The 14,189-nt window shown below is 24.7% G+C and carries 11 protein-coding genes and 2 pseudogenes; 9 read left to right on the plus strand and 4 right to left on the minus strand.

The features are described 5' to 3' along the window. Nucleotides 1–107 precede the first annotated feature (107 nt). On the minus strand, nucleotides 108–722 hold the full coding sequence (locus tag BLA33_RS04705) for a chromosome replication/partitioning protein (RefSeq protein ID WP_029346823.1): 615 nt from the start codon (nucleotides 720–722) through the stop codon (nucleotides 108–110). Between the two features lie 557 nt (nucleotides 723–1,279). Here BLA33_RS04705 and BLA33_RS04710 point away from each other — a divergent pair. The 3 genes from BLA33_RS04710 to BLA33_RS04720 are packed head-to-tail and all read left to right on the plus strand — an operon-like array spanning nucleotide 1,280 to nucleotide 3,454. Continuing rightward, nucleotides 1,280–2,197 (plus strand): plasmid maintenance protein, encoded by a 918-nt coding sequence (locus BLA33_RS04710; protein WP_029346824.1) that lies wholly within the window; start codon nucleotides 1,280–1,282, stop codon nucleotides 2,195–2,197. Continuing rightward, on the plus strand, nucleotides 2,190–2,729 hold the full coding sequence (locus tag BLA33_RS04715) for a DUF226 domain-containing protein (protein ID WP_075226627.1): 540 nt from the start codon (nucleotides 2,190–2,192) through the stop codon (nucleotides 2,727–2,729). The genes BLA33_RS04710 and BLA33_RS04715 overlap by 8 nt, the downstream gene beginning before the upstream one ends. Next, nucleotides 2,705–3,454: a ParA family protein gene (locus BLA33_RS04720; protein WP_012622177.1), complete on the plus strand. Its 750-nt coding sequence runs from the start codon at nucleotides 2,705–2,707 to the stop codon at nucleotides 3,452–3,454. Before BLA33_RS04715 ends, BLA33_RS04720 begins: the two co-directional genes overlap by 25 nt. Nucleotides 3,455–3,794: 340 nt before the next feature. Here the strand turns inward: BLA33_RS04720 and BLA33_RS05965 are convergent, their stop codons facing one another. Then, complete coding sequence (locus tag BLA33_RS05965) at nucleotides 3,795–4,115, minus strand: hypothetical protein (RefSeq protein WP_233436608.1); 321 nt, start codon at nucleotides 4,113–4,115, stop codon at nucleotides 3,795–3,797. A 1,099-nt stretch (nucleotides 4,116–5,214) separates the two neighbouring features. On the opposite strand from BLA33_RS05965, the gene BLA33_RS06070 reads away from it, so the two are divergent. The 4 genes from BLA33_RS06070 (at nucleotide 5,215) to bdr (ending at nucleotide 6,854) form a co-directional block, all read left to right on the plus strand. Then, nucleotides 5,215–5,526, plus strand: a complete 312-nt coding sequence (locus tag BLA33_RS06070; protein ID WP_075226629.1) for a chromosome replication/partitioning protein — start codon at nucleotides 5,215–5,217, stop codon at nucleotides 5,524–5,526. Nucleotides 5,527–5,576: 50 nt separating this feature from the next. Then, a complete protein-coding gene (locus BLA33_RS06075; protein ID WP_250637815.1) occupies nucleotides 5,577–5,663 on the plus strand; it encodes a plasmid partition family protein in 87 nt (28 codons plus the stop codon). A gap of 169 nt (nucleotides 5,664–5,832) precedes the next feature. Further along, on the plus strand, nucleotides 5,833–6,003 hold the full coding sequence (locus tag BLA33_RS05830; RefSeq protein WP_110500724.1) for a hypothetical protein: 171 nt from the start codon (nucleotides 5,833–5,835) through the stop codon (nucleotides 6,001–6,003). Nucleotides 6,004–6,314: 311 nt separating this feature from the next. Then, nucleotides 6,315–6,854, plus strand: coding sequence for a Bdr family repetitive protein (bdr, locus tag BLA33_RS04745; protein ID WP_029346960.1), 540 nt, complete (start codon nucleotides 6,315–6,317; stop codon nucleotides 6,852–6,854). Nucleotides 6,855–7,813: 959 nt separating this feature from the next. On the opposite strand, the gene BLA33_RS05835 is transcribed toward bdr, so the two are convergent. Further along, nucleotides 7,814–8,998, minus strand: coding sequence for a variable large family protein (locus tag BLA33_RS05835; RefSeq protein ID WP_123771679.1), 1,185 nt, complete (start codon nucleotides 8,996–8,998; stop codon nucleotides 7,814–7,816). A gap of 756 nt (nucleotides 8,999–9,754) precedes the next feature. On the opposite strand from BLA33_RS05835, the gene BLA33_RS05970 reads away from it, so the two are divergent. Then, nucleotides 9,755–9,991 (plus strand): hypothetical protein, encoded by a 237-nt coding sequence (locus BLA33_RS05970; RefSeq protein WP_029346958.1) that lies wholly within the window; start codon nucleotides 9,755–9,757, stop codon nucleotides 9,989–9,991. 1,909 nt (nucleotides 9,992–11,900) lie between these two features. On the opposite strand, the pseudogene BLA33_RS04770 reads toward BLA33_RS05970, so the two are convergent. After that, nucleotides 11,901–12,674, minus strand: a pseudogene (locus BLA33_RS04770) (complement regulator-acquiring protein); the annotation flags it as partial. Nucleotides 12,675–13,497: 823 nt separating this feature from the next. Between BLA33_RS04770 and BLA33_RS05975 the strand changes: the two are divergent. Then, nucleotides 13,498–13,766: pseudogene (locus tag BLA33_RS05975) on the plus strand (zinc ribbon domain-containing protein); the annotation flags it as partial. Nucleotides 13,767–14,189 lie beyond the last annotated feature (423 nt).

A 14,189-nucleotide genomic window follows, 5' to 3' on the forward strand; every position in this document is an offset into this window, starting at 1 on the left:
CTTTTCCGGGCATCTTTTCGACATTAAACTAGGCAAAATAAACTTAAGCCTATTAGAAATAATAGATTACCATTAATTAAACATTAAAGTCAATAAAACTTAAAAATTTATTTATTCCTTTTCTTTTTAGAATTATCATATTTAATTATGATCTCTGATAAAATATCTTTTTTATTTTTAAAAATCTCCTTTAAAATAAAATAGACTCTTTTGGTATCTTTTTTACAAAAATCATATAATTCATTATCTTTTATTAAAATTTTAATTAGGGTATTTTCTTTATTATTTTTATTTACATTTTCTTGATTTATTTCTGACACCCCCCCTTGTTTTTGTATAGCATGATATATGCTATTAAAACCTACTTCCTTAATTTTATCAATAGAAACAACACCTTCTAAAACCTTTTCATAAACCTTTAAATATGTATAAGCCTGAGTTTTTGCAATTATAAAAGATTTTATAAATTGCTCAAAGCTTTTAAAACCATCATATTTATAAAGTTCTTTTTGCTTAATTTTATATAAAATTTTCATTCTTTGAATTTTATTATCAATATCATCTTTTAAATTAAGCTTTAATTGGTCTTTTAAATCATTATAAATGATTAAATTTTCATCTTGATTATTATTTGAATTTTGGCTTTTATCAATAAAATCTTCAAATCTGTCATTTAAAATGATCTCTTTTTTATTTTGTTTTTTATTTTCTTTTTTCGCCATTTTGCCCTCCTATATTTATTTTTTGTTTTAAAGCGCAAACTTCTATATAGTTAACCATTAATTCTCATTTAAAAAATAAATTCCGACTAATGATATGAAACAAAAAAGACATATAGGAAATCCTATACTACTAATATGTGAATAAATATTGCCACAAATTTGAATTTGTGGCAATATTTATAATTTTTTGATAATAAATAATTACCAATAATCAAAAATCGTTCGGTTCTGAACGATACAAGAAGCTATTTTAAAAAAAAGATTATATAAATAGTAGTTAATTAAAATATATTTTTAAATTATTTTAATTCTTGATACTTTGGGAGCTATTTACAATTCTATTTTTAATCAAGCTTATTTAAAAAGGTTTATACTAGTTATTGCATTGAATTATGATATTTTTTTTGTTAAAGAGTCAAGCTATCCCTTAGCTTAAATATTCTTAAAAATGGTTTTTAGCTTTAATTTTTAAAAAGGTTGAAATTTATTATTTTATATATTATAATTTTTAACTATTAATTAATAATTAAATACACATTAAACTAGGAGATAAAAAAATGAAAGCTGTTGTATCTAATTATAGCTACCAAATTAAATCTAATAAGTTACTTTCAAAAGACTGCAAACTTAAAAAAATAATTTCAGTTATTATTTACTTAAATAAAGAGTTTGAAAAAAAATATAATGTATCAATACATAGAATTCATTTTGACTCTGCAAAACTAAAAGGGCTACGAGTTCACCATCAAGGAGACATACTTCGCGTACTAAACTCAAATATATATAAAGAAAATAAAAAAGAAACTACAATTAATACGCTAAGAATAGATTTAAGATTTTTAGTTAAGCTGAAAGCATTAGAAAAAAGAATACTAACATTTTCAAATAACTTTGGAGAATTCAAAGGAAAGCTCTGTATATATAAAGTGTCACCCATTGCACATAAATTGATTGATACATATTTTAGTAGCACTAAAGCAGACTTAATTAAGAAAGTAAAGGAAGAAAAAGATACTCTAAAGGAAAAAAAAGAATCTTTTAAACCTCAAAATATCACTGAAAATATCACTGTATATAATAAACAATATATAAATATATATAATAAGAATTCTATAGAAAGCTCTTTCTTTAAAAGGATTAAATCAATGATTTCTAATACTAAAGAACCAATTAAAACACTAAAAAATACTTTATTAAACTATAAAGATTTTAAAAATTATCTAAAATATGATTATGAAGTAAAATATATTAAAGAATTTTTCTTATCTAAACTAAACCTCTACAAACACAAAATTCACTTTATGAGAAAAACTGCACCTTATAAAACCGATTTTTATACTCTTGCAGGAGAATTTAAAGATACTTATACTACTAAATGGAAAGTAAATAAAATAACTAGCTTTTCAGGACATGCTGGCATAATAGCTAGTAATATTTTAGCTGACATTTTGAAAAAAGGATTAAAATTTGAGTAATTTACTTGAAAAACTCAAAAACAAAAAAAATAGCATAGAAAAAAAAATTATATTCAATAGAATTGAAGAAGTAAATAGTAGAAAAATATACTACACAAAAATATTTAAACATCTAATTGGTTTTAAAATTACAAATAAAGGAAAAAGGCTGAGACTTACTTTTCAAAAATTTAATAACGCCGAAGATTTTCTTTTTTTCAATCTCTTCCCTTTAAAAGAAGATGATAAGTTCTTAGAAATAAGATATAGACATGATAAACTCGACAAACCTTTTTTTCTTAAAAAAGAAAATAATAAAACTTATGCAATAAAAAAGCTCTATTATATAGAATTTGCCTTTAAAAATGGCTCTATTAAAGCATATGTTCAATCTTTAAGAACACTTCTGAGAAAGAATAAAGAAAACACCGAGTATTATCAATTTAATTTATCACACTTGAAAAAAATGGAAAAAAAAGTATATGAATTTTATAATAAAAAATTAAAAGATGAGGGGGTTATAAATAAATGGATCAAAAAAAACCAATTATAATTACACTGGCAAGTTTAAAGGGGGGGGTTGGAAAAAGTTCGCTTTCTATAATTTTTTCTTATGTATTAAAAGAATTAGGCAAAAAAGTGCTATTAATTGATTTAGATCCACAAAATTCTTTAACTTCTTATTTTAATCAATATATTTCTAATATTAAAAAACACAATGTTTATGAATTTTTAAAGGGAAATACCTATTTTGATAAATGTGAAAATAAAATTAATGAATTTATTTCTATAATTCCTTCTCATCCTGTTTTAGAAAAATTTAACACAGATGATATAGATTATAAAGAAATTATTTTAGAATTTAGATTAAATAAAAGTACTAAAAGTTTTGATTTTGATTATATTATAATAGATACTTCTCCTAGTAGAAATTTCCTTTTAAAGAATGCTTTAAATGTTACAGACCATATTATAATCCCAGTTCAAGTAGAAAGATGGTCAATAGAAAGCTTTTCTATTTTAACGGAAACTATCAATAATATTCAAAATATTAAAAATAAAAAATACAATATTTCTATTATAGAAAACCAATTTATTAAAAATAGGAACACCTTAAAGGAGGTGGAGGATGTACTGTATAAAAAGTATGGTAAATATATAAAAGGAAAAATTCACTTTTCAAATAGTATAAAAGTTTTTATAAACGATCTTTTAGAGCCTTCTTTGAAAGAAATTTATTATAGGGAAGCTGAAAATGCTTTAAAAGATATACTATAAACTATTATTTTTATAATCTTTTTGATATAGCAATAGTAGTTCATAAAAGTATTCAGATTTTATCTTAGAAATTTTCTTTATTATAAAATAATTTTAAATCTTCTTTTAATTTTTTCTAATTCCAGGTCAATTTCAATAAGCCTAACTATGAATTTATAACTTATTGTAGCCTGCTAGCTAGAATTACTAAATACTTTAACCAATATATCTTATTTTTGATCATTAGGTTTTTATTCAACTATTTCTTCTTCTAATTCTTCGTCTCCAAATTCTTCTCTGTCTATCATCTCCTATTCTCTCTTCCTGCTTCTAATTCTCCTTCTATTATGATGCCATCGAGTCATCTATAAATTCTGCCTCTCCTCTTCCCGGCATCGGACTCCCCAATAATGGTTTTTTTGTTTTTTAGCAAATGTTTTTTAAGTTCAGATAATTGAATTAAATATATCTTATTATCTTTAAATTCTAATAAAATATGATCTTTATGTTTTTTTATAGAACCTAATTTATTATTATTGCCGATATTTATAACTTTTAAAGCTGTTTTAATGCCGAGGAGCATAGCTTTAAAATCATATCTTCTTTTAGATTTTACTTTAAAAAGCTCTTGATTATTAATACAATCTTTAACTATAATCCTACTATTTTTTCTTTTATACAAAGTGTAGTATTAGTTCCCTTTTTAGTATCTATATTTTTTTATCGGTGAGATTCAAAACTGATTTGGCCTTTACTTTAAAACTGTATTTTTGGTTTGATCGGGAATCATTTGAAAAAAGATTACATAAAAAAATAATAAACATAAAATTATATTAATAATATATTTTTTCCATTTATATTCCTTAATTTAACAATACTTCATTTAAAAATATATATTAAATTTTTTATTAACTATTTTCTAATAATATTAATATTATAATTAATAAATATCTTTTTAAAAATAAAATTTTTATAAAAGCAATAAAAGATGTAAGTGTAAAAATACAAACTTATAAGGATGGTATTAAAAGCAAATCATAAACAAAACAATTTTTTATTGCTACATTTTTAGGTGTAATGTAAAGGAATGCTATGTATAGATAAGATATCATCTATTGCATATAAGCTGCTCGATGTTTGTTTTAGTAGCATAAAGCATGTCTTTATAGAGGAAAGTAAAAGAATAAAAGGGCAATCTTAAAGCTGAAATATCACTATATGTATAACCAATTATAATAATATATAGAATAAGAGCTGTTAAATATATTTTTTAAAAAATTCTAATAAACAAGAAATTAAAAAGAAAGAAAAGAAAAATAAAAAAATTTAAAGACCCATGCGCTTCTAAATGAATAATAAATAAAGAAACCAATTTTAGTAGAAATGATAAAATATATAGCTAATAACATTTTAAATAAAATGAGCTAAGGGTTGAGCAACTTACTATAAAAAGTAAAAGTAAAAGAAATAATAAATAAAAAAGTAAAAAAGAATTAAAATATAATGTGAATATAAATAAGCAAAAAAATAACTGCTTTGACTAGAATTGAAGAAATAGATAATAAAAAAATTTTAAACATTTGATAAAATTTAGGATTATCAATAAAGAAAGTAAATTAAGTCCAACTTTTCAAAAACTTAATAATAAAAATAATTATTATTAAATTAATTTCTTCTCCTTAAAAGAAGATAATAAATTGCTAAGAATAAAATATGGCTTGAATAAATTAGAAAAGACTTTTTTACAATAAAAAGCAAAAAAAAGCAGGAGTGATATATAAATGGATAAAAAAGCAAATATTACAACAATCGCAAATCTTAAAAGAGGTTTAAACAAAAGTGCATTATTTGATATTAATAATAAAATTCAAAGAATGAAAATTTTGTATGAAATTAAACAAAAAGAATTGTCTAAATATGATGATTTTGCTAATTTTAGTGATTTTATAAAATTTTTTGAAGTTGCAAAAAGCAAAGCTTATATATATTTAAAGATTTATGAAAAGGTTTTAGATAGCAAAGTATCCATTGATAAAATAAAGAAAGTGGGTTTAAAGAGAATATTAAAAGATATAGAAGGTAAAAATTCTTAAACGAAGATATTTATAGTGCACCAGATATTAACGAAAGTATTTCTATTAGAATTTTAGTAAAAAATAAAGAATTATATGATTTTTGTAAACAAGACTCTACAAGATTGTACTTTATTATTGAAAGAATTTATAAATAAAAAAAGGAGATTTTAACAAAGAATAACAAAGAATATTCCACCTATAATTTCTATGAAATTATAGGTGGAATATTCTTTGTTATTCTTTGTTAAAATACGAAGCTAGGCAAATAAAAAGAAATTGTAATATTGATTTATTGTCATTGACTATATTAGCGTAATTACTACGTTGCAGAATAATACTCTTTGTTATGAGCAAGTTGCATTTTTGAGTCGCAATATACGTGTACTTGCTTTTTTTGAGTTTGAAATTTCAATAATAGTTCTGTCACAAGTTGCCAGAAGAGATGAGGTTAGGGATTCTGGTTTGTCAACTTTAGGAGAAAATCGGGCGCATTAGCAGGATGCTGATATTGTAATTTTTTACATCAAGAAAATAGTGGAATAAAGGGGAAGGTTTAGCTAAAATAAAAGTTATCGTTGATAAAAATAAACGTGGGGCGCTATTGGTATTACAACTATGGACTTTACACCTAAGTTTGGTATGTTTAGAGATAGAAAGTAATGCAAAAAAGTATTTGAACATTATTTACTTTTTTGTAAAATTTCTAAAATTTTTAAGTTTGAGTCTCTTGCCTTCGTCAATTTTGAAAATGTGCTGTTAATTTAGCCTTGATTTATGTTACAATGTGTTTAGCGGGTAAATAAATTATGAAATCAGTGTTGACAATAACAAATGTTAATGAAGAACAAATCTATAAAGAATTCTTGCGGCTGGGAATGGAACAACTAATAGCACAAGATTTGTCAAAAAGATATTATCACAATGAGCTTACATATAGAGATTTAGAAAATTTAGAAAAACAATTTGGAATAAAGTTTGATAATCTTGTTTCTAAGATTGATAGTGTAGAAAAGAATTTAAATACCAAGATTGATAGTTTAGAAAAAAATTTAGATACCAAAATAGATGGTATAAAAAACGAATTTAATGCCAAAATAGATAGTTTAAATACTAAGATAGAAAATCTAAATACTAAGATTGATAACGTAGAAAAGAATTTAAAACAAGATATGTCTAATTCGGCACAAGATCTAAAAAAAGATATTCAAATTAATAGCAAATTATTATTGGAAAAACTCAAGATAAGCAACAGAATAATAATTCTTATTACAGCATTAGTAGTTCCTATTGCTATATCTAGTATGGCAAATATTGTTATGTCGATAATTGGCAACTATCTCAAATAGAAATCACAAAGAATTTTTTACCCATAATCAATTAAGAAAAAATATTTTAGATATAATTCGCTTTTGCAATTTGCTAGTATTTTTATAGATTCTTAGATGTTTTAGATTGACATTAATATATCATTTAAAGTATGTAAACCTTTGCAAGGTTCCTTTTAGGTAAAGAAATTTAAAATCAACTTTATAATAGTAAGTTTGGTTTCGATAGAGCTATTTAGGTAATGCTTTAGATTGCTCTGATTGATCTTTAAGAGTGAGAATGGCTTAATGTAATCAAGTTTTTGAGATAGATGTATAGTGGATGAGAGAATATGTTTGAATTTGTAAACCGTTGTTCAACGTATAAGAAAGTATATCGGATTTGAAATTGTAAGGAGGAGTTTTGATATTTTGATTTTTTAGATGAGTTAATGGAATTCCAGAAGCCATAATAATCCAAGTAATTGGTGATTAGTGCTAGAAGAATTTATAAGATGTTCATTAATTAGAATGAGGTTCGTAATTTTTATCGGTTTTGACTGTTTGAAAGTCTGAATTTGGTGTATACATAGACTATTGTATTATGTTTTAATTTATTTTATAAATTCATCCTCACCTAAATTTCATAGAAATTATAGGTGGAATATTCTTTGTTATTTTTTTGATAAATATTATTAATTTATAATTATTTAATGTTAGACTTTTATTTATAGTGTTACCTTACCTTCTAGACTAGAAATATAGTAAATGTTAATAAGGTATTTCATTGTTTTACGCGAAAAAATCTAATAAAGTGTTGCTAATTTAAAAGAAGGAGAAATAGTGCTATTTTATATAGCACTATAAATATAATAATTAATTATGAAAAGCATAGTTGATGGGATGGGCCTAAACTATACACAAAAGTTAGTAATAATAAATTGCCTAAATCTTGATCCAATAATAAACCTAAATTTCAATTTACTTACAAAACCAAACGTTTACTTGTTCTCAAGATGTTTTTCTGCAAATTTAACACTAGGAGAATTAAAATTGACTGCCGAGTTTGCTGCTTCTCCTTTAGCCTTAATAGTCTTAGCTATTGTTGTTAAGCCTTCATTAATAGCTTTTAGTACCAACCGAGATAAAGCATCAACAGTTTTATTGGCAGCATTTTTAACAAGAGCTCTGATAGCATCACCATCACCACTTGGTTCTCGACCCATTTTCACAGCAAACTTTCCGTTTTTAGCCATTCCCCTCAAAACAATAGCGGCTGCAATCTGAGTATCTTTTTCCATATTGCCCGTGAATGCAGTAGCATCCAAATTGTCATCTCCCCCAATGGCAGCTTCAATCGGATTTGTAGCTTCATTGGCATTCTTTCCCTCTGGTACCTCACCACTTTCAACAGTCTTGGCAGCAGCAACAATAGCTCCTAATATCTGCTTCCCACTAGCATTTTTAACAGCCTCAGCAGCCTTCTTAATATTCTCTGGATTAGCTCCACCTCCAATCTCATCAGGTGGAATAACACCACTATCAATAACTTTACCACCCTGATCACCCTGTTTCCCAGAGAACATCTTGCCCGCTTCCTTATTGTTACTATCGATGCTTGACTTTGTAGCTTTATCACCTTCAGCTTTTAATTCATCAGCAATACCGGCCGCCTCAACAATCTTCTTTATTCCTTTAGCAATCTCGACAACACTTTTTACATCAGCTTTGGTTGCTACATTACCACTACTCTTAACCTCGACAACTTCTCCCATAGCTTCAGTTGCAGTTTCGGCTACAGTCTCAACAATAGTATTAGCAGCATTTATCATTTTCCCTATCATATCGTTAATTTTACTTATTTCATTATCAACAGGGTTTACTGTGCTATTATCTTCTTTAGCAGTATCAGTATTATTTTCCTCTGTTGTCTTAACACTTTCTTCACTAATTAATTTAGCAAATTTATCTTTGGCTTTATTTAATGTTTTAGCCATGCTATTAAAATAATTTTTTACCTCAGATTTTTTTGGGTTTGGGTTAAGGCTTGGAAAGCCATCAATCAACCCATCAAATGAGGTAAATTTTGGGGTTTGGATTGAATTAATAGCTTTTCTAGTATCGCTTTTACAATTGATAAAAACAAGAAAAACTATTGTAAAAATTGCACTTGATATTTTTTTCATATAGTATCCTTAATAAAAAGTATAAGAATATCATCTTAACTTAAAATTGGTGATTTAGCAAGTTTATTGGCTATATAAAAGACATACATAATAATTTAAGAACTCTTTAAGAGAAAAGAATATAAATAAACAAGTTACACATGTAAACGCTTACTTTAGAAAAGTATATTTTTTTATTTCTCCTTTTTAGACTGCTGTAGTTAACTTTTACTAACCAGTTCTTTTTTTTTCTGATAGAATTACCATGTAAATTAAGTATATATGTTTTTGTCAAATGTGGTGAGTAAATGATGTCTTATATCTCCCCCAAAATATAATGTTGTAAGGATACCTATTATTATTTTTAATACCAATAGAAGGCCTTAATTATTTCAGTTATCATCTGAGGTTTGAAAATTACTTTGGATTTCAGTTAACTTATGATTCAAATCCCCAATTTCTTTCTCTATAGATGAAAAGGATCTAAATATAACTGTGTGTTTTTTCTATTTTATCCAAAATTAGTATCCCTTATAAATAAATTACTTTGACTATGAAATTTTTCTTGCATATTTCCAAACAAATTATAAAGTTTATAATATTTTTCTTTGAATTTAATAATTTCTTTACCTGTATTAGAATTACTAATAAGATTTTGTGTAACTTTAGCTTTCAAAAGATTGCTTTTAGTACTGAATCATATTTTCTTTACTTCTAACAAGTTCTGTAGTATTTTATTGGGTTTTTGTTGGATATATAAATTTTAGCAGAGAAGGGATGGAAAAGAGTTTTGTCAGTTCGACTGGACATATTCAAATTGCTAAAGAAAACCATTTTAATCCTAAATTTAGCAGTCTTAAGGGGGAGTTGTTGCTTGAAGAAAAAGATATTAATTTTATACGAGATGAAATAATTAGTTATGATAGATTACAATCTAATAATTTAATATTTAATTTTGATGGGCTTCTTGGAAATTCTTCAACAAGTAATCCAGTTTTTAAATTTGTCTATTAAGAACCTAGATATAATTACAATCAGTCTGTCTTTGCTGGGGGAGGGCTATTTTTCATGATTCTAATGCAGGTGAATTTTTACTTGGGAGTCATTTAGCTGCTTCATTTGGTATAGAAAAAATAATTGAAACCAGTTCTATTTTATACTAATGACAAATTTGTTAGGAAAAGGTTTGAATTTTTAAAATATTAAAGTTGCTGGAATTATAAAATTCCCATTTTCAACAGCAGATAATATCTTTGCAATTACTATCTATTAAGACTTTAAAAAACTTATTTGTATTTGAGTGTAGGGAGGCACACGTGATCCAAGTGTTTTTAAAGGATAGTTCTACTTTAGGGACTTTTAAAAAATAAATTAGATAATTTTAAAAAAATAAGGGGATTTTATTTGATTATAATGACTGATTTGAAATTAATTCCTACTTTAAATCTCTGTTTTAGGAATCACTAGAACAACATTTGTTTTTATATTGTTCTTAGTATCTCTTCTTATATTCATTGAATTTTTCCAGATAATGAGACAGCATTAAGTATTAAACGTACTAGAGTACTGGGTACGTTAATAGCAATTGGCTTAACCAAATTATAACTTTTTTACTCATTATTTTTAGAGATTATCATTATATTTGTCATAAATATCTTTATAGGAGTAATATTGGCTTATTTGGGCTTATTTTGCTAAACTTTTTATTCGTTTTAGAAAATTAATTTCATGCCTTTAGGGGCTATTCAGAAACGTATTACACTAACATATTTTATTATGCTAGTGATATAATATAATACAATACGTTTTAATTTTTATGTTGGTTCTTGCTATTTTTTCTTCTGTTTTACCATTTATTAAAGCAAGTAAAAAATCAATAGTGTTAAGAAAGATGGGTTGTCAATTTATTTTATAAATTCTTTAAACAAAGAGAAAAATGGATTGATTAATTTCCATTAAGAGATGGAGGCGCGTTTTTAGGAATGTTTTATGGGTTTGAAAAGATTTAAGGTTTGTTGTGATGCTTTCATAAACCGAGATTAAATAGAATCCTTATTTTAGGATATCCTAAAATAAGAATATTTTTTTATACAATACAAATTTCTTAATAAGAAAAGAGAAATCATTTTAATTTTACACTTTTTTTCCTAAAAACAATTTCAAATATTTTTTTATTTTTTGAAACTGTTGATCAATATTGGGAATAGGATCATCAAAGCAATTGTGTTCCTCATTATCAGAATAAATATGCGTATCCTGATCAAACAATAAAAGATTTACTAGGTGCGGGGGATCCTCAATGCAAAGATAAAATAAAAAAACTCGATTTAGAATGAATTATTATTAACCATTATTTTAATTTTGAAGAACAAGTTAAGTAATTCTTTAGATTTTTTAGAGCTCAAACTTAACAAAATCGTCAAAAATTTTTTTATCATAGTTTTCAAATAATGGCGTAAGATGATTTAAATAATCCTTATTCAATTTATAGATGATATTTTTCATATCACTCAAAATATAATGCTCAACTGCGTTCAATTTCAAACCAAAGAGTGTGTCTTTTTTAGTAAAAAATCATTATGTTGTATTTCAAAAATTTCATACTTTTTGTGTTAGAAAAATTAGTTTAATATCAAAAAAACACAATATTTCTTGTCAATTTTTTTATTACTTTGAGAGATGTTTTTTTTAAAAAAAATAGAAATATCTCTTAATACGAGATTGAATATGTATTTTTTTTTATGATTTTGTTACCCCCTAAAAGGGAAATATTGGATAATGTGAATTTTTGAAAACCGAGCTGAAAATAATGTCATATTGGATCTTATGGTGGTGAAAACAAAACACCATATATTTATAATACAATATATGGTGTTTTTATAAAAAAACAGCTTTAATTAAAAGTGTAATTTCTTTCCAAGAATTAATAGACTTTATTTGGTTGATAAAGAGAAATATGGTAGTATTTATCTTTTATGTGATTTGCTAGATTTTTTAGATTGGTTTTAAGGTTGTTGAAATCTTTACTATAAGCGTCAATGGTTGCGTTTAATGTTTTTGCAAAATTTTGCTTTGTCTTTAAACTATGTTCCCTATCTTGTAGTAGCTCTTCGGCTTTTTTTTTGCTTATATTTTGTATTTTTATTGAATGTATTTTTTCTATTTGAAGCTGAATATCTCTAGATGTTTCAAGAAATATACGAGCTATTTTTCGGTTTTGATCATCATTGTCAAGTTTTTTAAGAATTTCTTTTAATAGCAATATTTTTTCTTTTTCGTAATTTAAGGATGAGTAAATTATTCTTTTTAATATCATTTTTGTAATGTTCATAAAAACCTCATCTTTTTGAAGTTTAAAAGTTTCTAGGAAATCAGATTGTGCATCAATATTAGCTATTTGTATATCTTCTTGTTTTTTTTGATCTTTCAGATCTTTATCAATTTTTTCTAATTTTGAGAGTAAGATTTTTTCTTGAGGCTTTTGATTTGAATATTTTGGATTTTGAGATTCATTTTTAAGATCTTGATTATTTTCTACTAGATTTTTTGAATTAGTACGGCTTTTTGTTTTTTTTAGATTTCTAGGATTGGTATGGCTCTTTAGCTTGTTTGGATTAACGTTGTCAAGAGGTGTACATGATATACAAATTGATGTTAATATTGCTGTAATAATTTTAAGCTTACTGATATTTGATTTTTTTTTTCAAAACATTCTCCTTTTTATATTAAATGTAGTATTTATTAATTTAAATATAAATATATAATATAATAATTTAATATTATTTTCAAGTAATATTAAAAATTATTTGATATTAAAAATTTAATTTCTACTTCGTGTTTTTAGTTTGAGCCTGGTTGGCTTATATGAATAAAAAAAAGAGAAAAATTAACTTCTTTTTTAAAGAATATTAAGCACAGAATATTAATTTTTTGTTTAGATTAATCGGTTTGATTTAGTAGATAAAGAGTTTCTTAGTATATGGTTGCAGATTTTTTCATTGGTTTCGAGTATTATTTTTTTGTTTAGAGTGCTTGTTAACAATATTATTAAAAGTTTTTTTATCTTTTAGTAAAGATATACTAGAAATGTCTATATTGATTGTATGATAGCACTTTGCTAAGTGAGGTTTTTAGTAATATTAAAACTCGCAAGTATTTATTAATTTAGGAAATTTTTAAATTTTATATGCTTATTGCAGAAATGACAAAAATTTTTATTTTAATGAAATTAGTTAATATCAAAATTTAAAGTTAGTTCTTAGCCCTCCTATAAGTAGTACCAACTTGGCTGTACAAAGATCCATACTGATTAATTTAATTTTTTTAAAAAACTATGAATTTGTAAGAAAAGCTAAATAAGATATTTATGTTGGATTTTATAACTTAAATTGGAACCTTTATTGAAGTTATTATGATTTTTCTAAAAGAAATAACAAAATTATTAACAAACATATGCTGATATTTCGATATCATTGTAGAAGAAATAGTTTTAGTAAAAATTAATTAGTACAATTATGTAATTGTTATTTAAAGGCATGCAAAAAGGAATGCTTGGAAAAAGTATTAATGATTTAGTATGGTATTAGTTTGTAAGACAATTATTATAAATCAGAATGGCATGGATCCTCTTTGCATAAAATTAGATAGATGCTTTTCATTAAGGGACACTTGCGATAGTTGTAATATTTTGCATAATAGAGATATAAATGTAGCTCTAAATCTTAAAGCTTATTATTACAAGGAAATAAAAACCAAGGCAGACTGTCGCCTGAAGCATTCTTTTTTATAATTTGTTATGTCACCTAGAGGGAGTATTAGGAATGCCAGCCCAATACCCCAAAAAACAAGATTAGTTGATCATGCTTATTGTTTTTTGGATACTTAATAATTTTTGTCTTTAAACTCGAACTGAACACAATATTATACTTGAATTTTAATTATAATTTTCATTTGAAAAATAATTTAAATAAATTTCAAATTACTGCGTGATAAGTAGTAATCATTACTAATGATACACCCATGATACGAAACCAAGTAACTTTTATCTAAAGTAACACGTGAGGCGGGATGTTTTGTTTAAATCGAATAAAACATCCCGCCTCTATTCCAATTACGAATCAATTTAGTCTCTTATATAATAAGAGAAGAGATGAGATATTTTTAATATATACTAAAAGATAATAAATTTATTTATTATCTTTTAGTATATATT

The sequence above is a fragment of the Borreliella garinii genome, assembly GCF_001922545.1.
Classification (GTDB): Bacteria; Spirochaetota; Spirochaetia; order Borreliales; family Borreliaceae; genus Borreliella; species Borreliella garinii.

Coding starts and splice junctions, on each gene's coding strand:
- BLA33_RS04710 (WP_029346824.1), top strand. CDS start 1,280: ATGAAAGCTGTTGTATCTAATTATAGCTACCAAATTAAATCTAATAAG.
- BLA33_RS05835 (WP_123771679.1), bottom strand. CDS start 8,998: ATGAAAAAAATATCAAGTGCAATTTTTACAATAGTTTTTCTTGTTTTT.
- BLA33_RS04720 (WP_012622177.1), top strand. CDS start 2,705: ATGGATCAAAAAAAACCAATTATAATTACACTGGCAAGTTTAAAGGGG.
- BLA33_RS05970 (WP_029346958.1), top strand. CDS start 9,755: ATGGAAAAGAGTTTTGTCAGTTCGACTGGACATATTCAAATTGCTAAA.
- bdr (WP_029346960.1), top strand. CDS start 6,315: ATGAAATCAGTGTTGACAATAACAAATGTTAATGAAGAACAAATCTAT.
- BLA33_RS06070 (WP_075226629.1), top strand. CDS start 5,215: ATGGATAAAAAAGCAAATATTACAACAATCGCAAATCTTAAAAGAGGT.
- BLA33_RS04705 (WP_029346823.1), bottom strand. CDS start 722: ATGGCGAAAAAAGAAAATAAAAAACAAAATAAAAAAGAGATCATTTTA.